The organism is Pelatocladus sp. (assembly GCF_059505505.1).
The window spans coordinates 1-9086 of sequence record NZ_JCACKS010000093.1 but is presented as its reverse complement, the minus strand read 5'-3'; the positions used below and the strand labels follow the sequence as shown (position 1 = coordinate 9086).

General features: G+C 37.6%; 7 protein-coding genes and 1 pseudogene. 7 read left to right on the top strand and 1 reads right to left on the bottom strand.

Annotation, left to right across the window (positions count from 1 at the left end; all coding sequences use genetic code 11):
- From AC5JMK_RS08415 to AC5JMK_RS08390, 6 genes are all read left to right on the top strand, one after another.
- The coding region (locus tag AC5JMK_RS08415; protein ID WP_495909855.1) for a thioesterase domain-containing protein at window positions 1–1231 on the top strand (1231 nt) is incomplete at its 5' end.
- 82 nt (window positions 1232–1313) lie between these two features.
- Complete coding sequence (locus AC5JMK_RS08410; protein WP_096679331.1) at window positions 1314–2663, top strand: phthiocerol/phthiodiolone dimycocerosyl transferase family protein; 1350 nt, start codon at window positions 1314–1316, stop codon at window positions 2661–2663.
- Window positions 2664–2699: 36 nt separating this feature from the next.
- Window positions 2700–3497, top strand: coding sequence for a class I SAM-dependent methyltransferase (locus tag AC5JMK_RS08405; RefSeq protein WP_096679793.1), 798 nt, complete (start codon window positions 2700–2702; stop codon window positions 3495–3497).
- Between the two features lie 155 nt (window positions 3498–3652).
- Entirely contained in the window at window positions 3653–4390 is a 738-nt protein-coding gene (locus tag AC5JMK_RS08400; protein ID WP_096679329.1) for an SDR family oxidoreductase, read from the top strand.
- A gap of 72 nt (window positions 4391–4462) precedes the next feature.
- Window positions 4463–6490 carry an ABC transporter ATP-binding protein/permease gene (locus AC5JMK_RS08395; protein ID WP_096679327.1) on the top strand — a complete coding sequence of 676 codons (2028 nt, stop codon included), beginning with the start codon at window positions 4463–4465 and terminating at the stop codon, window positions 6488–6490.
- A 213-nt stretch (window positions 6491–6703) separates the two neighbouring features.
- Window positions 6704–7873, top strand: coding sequence for a DUF6014 family protein (locus AC5JMK_RS08390; protein WP_096679325.1), 1170 nt, complete (start codon window positions 6704–6706; stop codon window positions 7871–7873).
- Window positions 7874–7921: 48 nt separating this feature from the next.
- Here AC5JMK_RS08390 and AC5JMK_RS08385 read toward each other — a convergent pair.
- Window positions 7922–8077, bottom strand: a pseudogene (locus tag AC5JMK_RS08385) (IS701 family transposase); the annotation flags it as partial.
- Window positions 8078–8452: 375 nt separating this feature from the next.
- Here AC5JMK_RS08385 and AC5JMK_RS08380 point away from each other — a divergent pair.
- A complete protein-coding gene (locus tag AC5JMK_RS08380) occupies window positions 8453–8884 on the top strand; it encodes a sensor histidine kinase (protein ID WP_495909854.1) in 432 nt (143 codons plus the stop codon).
- The last annotated feature ends 202 nt before the right edge of the window (window positions 8885–9086 follow it).

Sequence of the window (9086 nt, the reverse complement as noted above, 5' to 3'; positions counted from 1 at the left end):
CCAGGCTTTTGTGATGTTGGAAGCCCTACCCCTAACTCCCAACGGTAAAATAGACAAAAGCGCCTTGAAACCACCTGCTCTCACCAGTGATTCGGACAAATTTATTGATCCCCGTAACCAATTAGAACTGCAACTCGTACAAATTTGGTCAAAAGTTCTTCAGGTTGACAAGGTGGGAGTACAAGATAACTTTTTTGACCTCGGTGGTCATTCCCTTTTAGCTTCCTACTTAATGGCTCAAATTCAGCAGCAGTTTGGTAAAGGTATTCCCTTAACAACGCTTTTCCAAAATCCCACTATTGAACAGTTGGCGACAATTGTACAGCAAGACTCGGATTACTCAAATTCATCTTGTTTGGTAGCAATTCAGCCCAACGGTTCCAAGCTACCTTTCTTTTGCGTTCCCGGAGCTGGTGGTCAGCCTTTTTACTTGTATCACTTGGGGCGTTATTTAGGAGATGACCAACCATTATACAGTTTTCAACCAAATGATTTAGATGGAAGATTAAAACTAGTTACCCGCATTGAGGATATGGCTAGTAATTATATTCAAGCCATGCAAGCTGTTCAGCCGCAAGGGCCATACTTTTTGGGAGGTCACTCTTTTGGCGGTAGAGTTGCTTTTGAGATGGCCCAGCAGTTACTTCATCAGGGATATGTAGTTGCTCTACTTGTCATTATTGATGCTTCGGCACCAAGTTATAAAGAAAAGCCAATACTTATTGATTATATTGAATGGGATCATGCTACATGGCTAACTGAGTTGATCAAACCAGTAGAAGTTTCTCTGGGAAGGGATATGCATATCTCTTACGATACCCTCCAATCTTTGGCTGAAGAGGAACAACTAAAATACGTTTTACAGCATTTTAAAATAGCTAATATTCTGCCTCCTAATGCTGATGCTACGCAGCTTAAGAATTTAATGCAAGTTTATAAAGCAAATTCTTTATCTCTGATTCATTATGTACCAAAACAAATTTATCCAGGTCAAATTACGCTTTTACGTGCCAATAATGTTCCTTTAGAAGAGCCTGATAGTGAGTTACATAGTGAGTTATATTCTGAGATTTTACAGGATTCAGGCTTGGGGTGGAACGAGTTTTCAACCGAACTATTAGATATCCATTTTCTCCCAGGAAATCATTTTACGATGATGGCTGAACCCCATATCCAAGTTTTAGCTGAACGATTGAAAGTTTGCATCGAGCAGGCACAAGCGAAAATTTAAATGCAAAGATGGTTGCGGATCACCAAACTTGTGTTCGTTGGAGTTTAGCCCACAGTATAACTATGGAAGTGAAGTTTTTTATATGAATAACAATAGAAAACTTGCCCCTCTTGAACAAGCTATGGAAATCATGCATCGCCATGCTGGTCCCAGCGTGATAATAGTGGCAAGCCGCATCAAAGGTTCCTTAAAAGAAGAGATTGTCAGACAGGCTCTAGACTTACTCCAGTGTCATCACCCTCGTCTTAATTCTCGTATTGTAGATTCGTCGGATAGTCTTCGCTTTGAAACTGAAGCGACACTAAAAATTCCCTTGCGTGTTGTCAACAAGTTCCACAACGAGCAGTGGCAAGAAGTTTTTGAAGAAGAGATGAACGAAAAATTTGATAGTAGTCAATATCTGTTGCGAACGACACTCGTTCAGATTGAAAATGAAAACAGTACAACTTATCTGCTAACAACAATACACCACGCGATCGCAGATGCATTATCAAGCATTCAACTCCACTCACAAATATTGACTTACTGTAAGAATTTAACGTCTAAGGAGGAAGTTACCAAAGTCGCTAGCTTGCCTGAACTTCCACCTGTCGAAGAACTAGTACCTAAATCGATGAAGGGGTTCACAGGTGCTATCCATAGTGTGTTATTTTTGTTGCGCGAAGTGTTCCAGAAGTTCTGGTACCGACCGAAAAATTTGGGTTTTGAGCAGTATGTACCTATTGAATTATGGCGCGGCAGCATGATTCACAAACAGTTAGATCCACAATTGACTCAACAACTTGTTAATCTTTGTCGAAAGGAGGGGACAACAGTTCACGGAGCTTTGTGTGCAGCCATGTTGTTTGCAGCAGCAAAAAAAATGACCGCCGGCAATAGATCTGATGTGCGCGTCAACTGTATCTCGCCTATTGATTTGCGAAAACGTCTCCAACCAGTTGTCGGCAATGAACACCTAAGTACATTAGTTGGTGGCGTGACTTCGTTTCATATCTTAAGGGTTCATACATCGTTTTGGGAATTAGCACGGGATGTGAAACAACAGCTGGAAGCTGGCATAAAACGCAATGATATCTTCAGCGACGGATTGATGTTCAGGAATATTGTTGAATTCTTTCTCTCATCCCAATCCAATGAAGTGTGTGCAACAGTGTTACTTACCAATATTGGTCGAGTCAACATCCCTAAAGCTTACGATCCATTCATCCTAGAGGAAATCAGTTTTGCTCCAGCAGCGAGAGGATTATGTGGTGTTTTTAGTGCGGCCGTAGCTAGTTTCGAGGACAAAATGCTTTTGAATTTTTTGTTTTCTGAACCTTCAATCAGTCGAGATACGATGGAGTCTCTTGTAGATAGTGTCATGTCCTGTCTCGTTAAGGTATGCGTTTGGCAATCAAGGGAACAACTATACTCACCTCTGGATACAGAATGACATGCATCTTCACTTACACCAAACGTGAGAGCAAAAATGGATAAAAATGAATTTATCAGTATATTTGATAGTATAATTCTAGACTCAATAACTAGAAAGATATACGATCAAAAAGAGTTTTTCAATGTAGGTTATTGGCTCCGGGATACTCAGAATCAGCACTCAGCTTGTTTTAATCTGATGGAAAAACTTTTAGAATTTATTCCAGAAAAGAAGGGAACTATCCTCGATGTTGGCTGTGGGTTGGGAGCAACTACCAATCATCTGCTCAAGTATTACTCCCCTACCGACGTTGTGGGGATCAATATTTCCGCCAAACAAATTGAGAGAAGTATAGTTAACGCACCAGGCTGTAAGTTCATTTGCATGGATGCTGTGCAGATGGAATTTGAAGATGATTTGTTTGATAACATCATATGTGTTGAGGCACCCTTCTACTTTGATACCAGGGAGAAGTTTATTCTAGAGGCTTGGCGCGTATTGAAGCCAGGAGGTAATTTGATCCTCTGTGATTTCATCTTTGAAACTACACAGTATTTTGGTGATGAGATGGATATGGTTCCTTTTGAAAATAATGTCAAAAATATTGAGGAGTATGAAAATCTTTATAAACAAGCAGGATTCCATCTCTTAGAATGTGTAGACGCGACAAATGAGTGTTGGATAAAACACTTTAAATACCTAAAATCTTGGTTTGAAGAAGAATTTAAAGCAGGAAAGGTAGATCAACAAACCTATTATACAAATACGGTTGCCGTGGATCGTTTGCTAGATTCTTCGTTATTTATAGCTTATTTATTAGTTTCAGCAAAGAAGCCATTAAAGGTACTTTAAAAACTAAAAAGTAAAAAGATAATCACGATAAATGAATTTAGTTGATATCAAACTATTCTTCACTTTCTTTATTTTGTGTTTTAAGTTTTTACTTGTTCGGTGATAGATAAGATTTTTCTTAGATTGCACAACTTTTACTTACACGAGGCAAAACAATGTTTGAGTCGCTATCAGGCAAAAAAGTGGTGATTATTGGTGCTGGTTCAGGGATTGATCTAGCGATCGCCAAGAAAACAGCAGAGATAGGAGCATCGGTGGTGATATCAAACCCCTCACAAGACAAGTTAAATCAAGTAAAAGAGTTGGTTTGTGGACATGTTGAAGCGATCGCTGTTGACATTTTGAATGAAGATTCAGTCAATTCTCTATTTGAGCAAGTCGGAAAGTTTGATCATTTAGTTGTAACGGCTGTTCCAGATAGAAATATGCCGCGATCGCTTTTAGCGGAGATGGCTACAGAAACGGCTCAACGTGGGATGGAGAAATTTTGGGGAACATTCTTTGCTGTCCGTGCAGCATTGAAAAATATAGCGACTGACGGCTCGATTACTTTAACATCCAGTTTCTCTATCTTCAAAACTTCAAAATTGGGTGGTATTTCAGTGATATCAGCTGCGAGTGGTGCCGTTTCATCATTTGGGCGAATGTTGGCAGTAGAACTCGAACCGATCCGAGTCAATGTGATTGCACCTGGAATACTGGAGGATACAAGCGTATGGAGTTATCAAAGTGAGTCTGAGCGAGCAGAACTGACAAAGTGGGCTGAAGAAGCCTTACCTGTTCAGCATCTTGGGCAACCAGAAGAACAGGCGCAAGCAGTGTTGAGTTTGATGACGAATCCTTATATTACAGGGGTTACTTTGCCTGTGGATGGCGGTTTAACTGTGCTGTAATCACAATACCCATTATTTAATACTAAAAAGTAGTAAATCTGATTATAAAAGATTTTAATTTATTTCTAAAATATGCCAACCCAAGTTGTTCAAGCTCAATCCTCAAGAAATGCTTTTTCAGATTTTACTCAATTCTGGGAAGATGTAAAAGCGATCGCCGGTCCTTATTGGTATCCAACAAAGCCAGGGGAAAGAGCATTTTCCGATGTTATTCGTGCATGGGGAATGCTAATTCTCCTGATATTACTAATAATCTTGCTTGTAGGTGTAAATGCTTTTAATAGTTTCGTTAGTCGCTATTTAGTGGATGCTCTTGTTCAAGAAAAAGATTATTACAGTTTCATTAATATATTATCACTTTATGCTGTTGGGCTTATCTTTGTAGCGCTTTTAGTGGGATTTTCCACATTTATCAGAAAACAAATTGCTCTTGATTGGTACAAATGGTTAAATAATAAAATTTTAGATAAATATTTGAGCAATCGTGCTTATTATAAAATTAATTTTATATCTGATTTTGATAACCCAGATCAACGTCTATCTCAAGAAATTGAACCTATTACCAGTAATGCTCTGAGCTTTGCAGCTACCTTATTAGAAAAAGTACTGGAAATGACGACTTTTTTAATACTTGTCTGGTCAATTTCCCAACAAATTGCTGTCGTTTTACTTGCTTATACGTTAATAGGCAATTTAATTGCTGTTTACTTTAATCAAGAATTGAATAATATTAATCAAGAGGAACTTGAATTTAAAGCCGACTACAATTATTCCTTAACTCATGTTCGTAACCATGCTGAATCAATAGCTTTTTTTCAAGGAGAAAAACAAGAATTAAATATAATTGGGCGCCGATTTAGTAATCTGATCAAAAATACTAAACGCAAGATTAACTGGGAAAGGAATAAAAATATTTTTAGTAGAGGATATCAAACAGTTATTCAATTGTTCCCGTTTTTAGTACTTGGACCTTTATACATTATAGGTCAAATTGATTTTGGACAACTTGGACAAAGCATTTTAGCTTGTCAATTATTTGCTGGTGCTTTAGAAGAATTAATAACTGAATTTGGAACCTCCGGAAATTTTTCGAGTTACACAAAGCGTTTAGCTGAGTTTTCAGATGCTTTAGAAGAAGTGACTAAACAACCTGAAAATGTCAGTACTATTAAAACAATTGAAGAAAACCATCTCGCTTTTGAGAATGTCACTTTACAAACGCCTAACTATGAACAGGTGATCGTTGAAGATTTGTCAGTTTCTGTTCAACCTGGGGAAGGTTTATTGATTGTTGGGCCAAGTGGTCGAGGTAAAAGTTCTTTGTTGAGAGCGATCGCTGGTTTGTGGAATGCAGGGACTGGCCGTCTGGTGCGACCACCTCTAGAAGAAGTTTTATTCTTACCCCAACGTCCTTACATAATTTTAGGGACTTTGCGCGAACAGTTACTTTATCCTCATACAAATCGTCAAATGACTGACGCAGAAATCAAAGAAATTTTGCAACAAGTCAATCTGCAAAACTTACTAAGTCGAGTCGATGGCTTTGATACGGAAGTTCCTTGGGAAAATATATTATCACTCGGAGAACAACAACGTCTGGCTTTTGCACGACTATTAGTTACCCGTCCTAGCTTTACTATATTAGATGAAGCAACGAGTGCTTTAGATTTAAAAAACGAAGGAAATTTATATCAACAATTACAACAGACAAAAACAACATTTATTAGTGTTGGACATAGAGAAAGTCTGTTTAATTATCATCAATGGGTTCTAGAACTTTCACAAGATTCTGGTTGGCAACTTGTAACGGTACATGATTATCAGCAGCAAAAAGCCAAAAAAATTGTGACTCATCCCCCTGAAAATACTCAAATTACAATAAATGATTCTTACAATAATGAGTCCCAAAATCAATTTGAAATAGCGATAGAAATAGACACACTTGAACGACTTTCTCATAAACAAATGCAGTCATTAGCAGACTATTCACTTAATACCGTTAGAAGCAGAGCCAGCCAAGGGAAGTTGATTACTACTAGGGACGGCTTTACCTACCGCTATGACAAACATCCTAATGTATTGAAATGGGTAAGAATTTAGCAGTCACTCATGCTTTTTAAGTACAATTTCTACTGTTTTAGCTCAATAGTGAACTCCTAATTTATACTTTTACTCAAAAAATGAGCAAAATTTTGAACCATAAACAGAGCAAGAGATAACGCAATTTCATAATTTCAACCAATATCAAAATCAAATTGATACCTCTATTAAGAAATTACAAATGTATTGTTTATTAGATATCAGGTATAAAAAATGACGAAAATATTTGTAGACGAACAAGTATTAACCAAGCAAATAGTCCAGCACATTGAGCAAAATGAAATTACTATTGCTATCAAAAAACTGCGTCAGCAGGCAAAAAACTCTTGTGAACTTCCTCCAGATTGGCTACTCAACACAGCAGATGCTTTAGAAAACAACGACTGGAGTCTCTTGTCTGAAGACTTTATTAATAGGGATTTTATCGGTAAAAACGGTTATTTCCTAATTATCGCACCTTATCAAATAAATCGACAGTGCAAACCCAAGATGACTTTAAGCGCAATTTACGGGAAAATGCACGATAACCAAGAGCCATCTATTGAACAATTAGAAAATCTCAGTCGCGAAAAATTTGGGACACTAGGCCAACCAATACCAATAAATCTTTCCTTTACTGAGATTGCCAGTTGTGGAAGTGTCAGTGGTGAAAATGGTGAAGCTTTTATTGTCCCGAATGGATGGCCTTTTCCTAATAGTGTTTGTGGTCCAGCATTAAACAATGCAAAGGAGCAGCGACGACGTTTTTTAGGTTCGAGTCGCGAATGTATCCAAAAAGTATTTGAATATGAAACAGCTAATTTACTATTAGCTCCGTTAGAAGACGAAATCAATAATGAACGCTATCGCCACATAGACACTCAAGTTCATGAAGCAGGACATGCAAGCGGTTTGGGATTTGATTTTAAGGTAAAGCAGAATCTTTTCCAAAACTATGCCTATGCTGGTGTAGAGGAATGGCGAGCTGATAGTCTAGGGTTTGAGTTTGCAGCTTCCATTTTGCCTCCCCAAGAAGCTGGGAAGTTGGTAGCTGTCAACTTCTGCATTCGCTTTGGCTTAGATGCTCACCGTTTAGGAGGCATAGAAAAAGATACAGATGTCTATGCTAGCCTTATAAGCCTAGAACATCTGTTTCAAAATGATGCCATATACATTACTAAAAATAGCCAATTAGCTTTACGTAATTTGAGTTATCCAGGTTTACTCCAATCTGTAGAACTTCACCGAGCGCAAGCATTATGTCTTACCCGAAGAGAGTTAAGCCTTAAAAGTCCTACAGGTATTTTCTATTTGTACAAAATAGACATTCACCCATCAACTCAATCAATTTTTCAGGGACTAGTTATGGAACGCTGTCAAGGAATGTGGAGACAGTTACAATAATCTAATCCCAATTTCATATGAAAATGCATAGAAAAAAGCTTCTAAAATAAGTTTATCAACTACCGTATCGTCTCCACTTAATGTCCCTCCGACTAAGTTGATTTTTAATTTGACTTCATCAAATAAATCTTTGGGTTCATAACGCTCACGTAGCAAAAATCTATTGACACTTTGCTGTGGATGGCTTACTAATGGCTCTGATATTGCGAACCCTAAATCTACTGAACATTAGGTATTATCTGCTATTTCATCGCTTTACTGATTTGCGATCGCATCTTAAATTAGCCCCTAAATCTTTACTCACATCTTTCCTTCTTTGTCAATACGTAAGTTCTAGAATTCAGAACTCAGCATCTATTGCTTGTTTGGGTTGGGGTTAAATCCCCATCTCAAACCACCCTGTTAAGAATTGCTCGTTCCCTGTTCGCTTTTTATCTCGGCGATTTGCTTGTTTGTTAGCCGTAAATCATTAGATTAACTGAAAGATTTTTACTTTATAGTAAACTTGAATTAATACTCAGAGATTCTAAAAAAATACGTGTAATCAGAGAAAAAATAGAAAAATGCTTTTCTCAAGAGATGATCATAAATGTATCTCTCAAGACAGCTAAAAATTTAGGTAGAGAAAAAGATTTGAAGCTTGAACTTCAAGAATCTGTTATAAAAATGCCAGAGTCAAAATTTAGTAACGTTATTGAAGAACTAATAGACAATGCCTTTAAATTTTCTTTACCAGATAGCGAAGTTCGAGTAGTTAGTAATGTGACTGACAGCAAATTCAATTTATATGTGATTGATCATGGTAGAGGAATGACAGTTGATGAAATTGAGAGAATAGGAGCTTTTATGCAATTTAATCGTAAGTCATATGAACAGCAAGGCTCTGGCTTAGGACTTGCGATTGTTCAATACATAATGAAATTATATAATGGCGAATTCATGATAGAAAGCAAACCTCAAGAACAAACCGTTGTAAGCATTGTTATACCTTGCTATAGGAATCCGGTTTGATTATTTAAAAAAGGTTCTTCAGTGTTTTGAGAGCCAAGAGAGTTAATGGTCATTGTGTATAGAAGCCGGGGCGGGGTAAGCGCATCTAATTTTGTAGTTAAGCTTCACTATTTAGTTTTGGAGGCAGGTCTTTTTGCATATCTGTGATCTGACGGGGCGACAAAAGTAGCTATGATGCAGACAGAATAAGCCTCATAGCCCT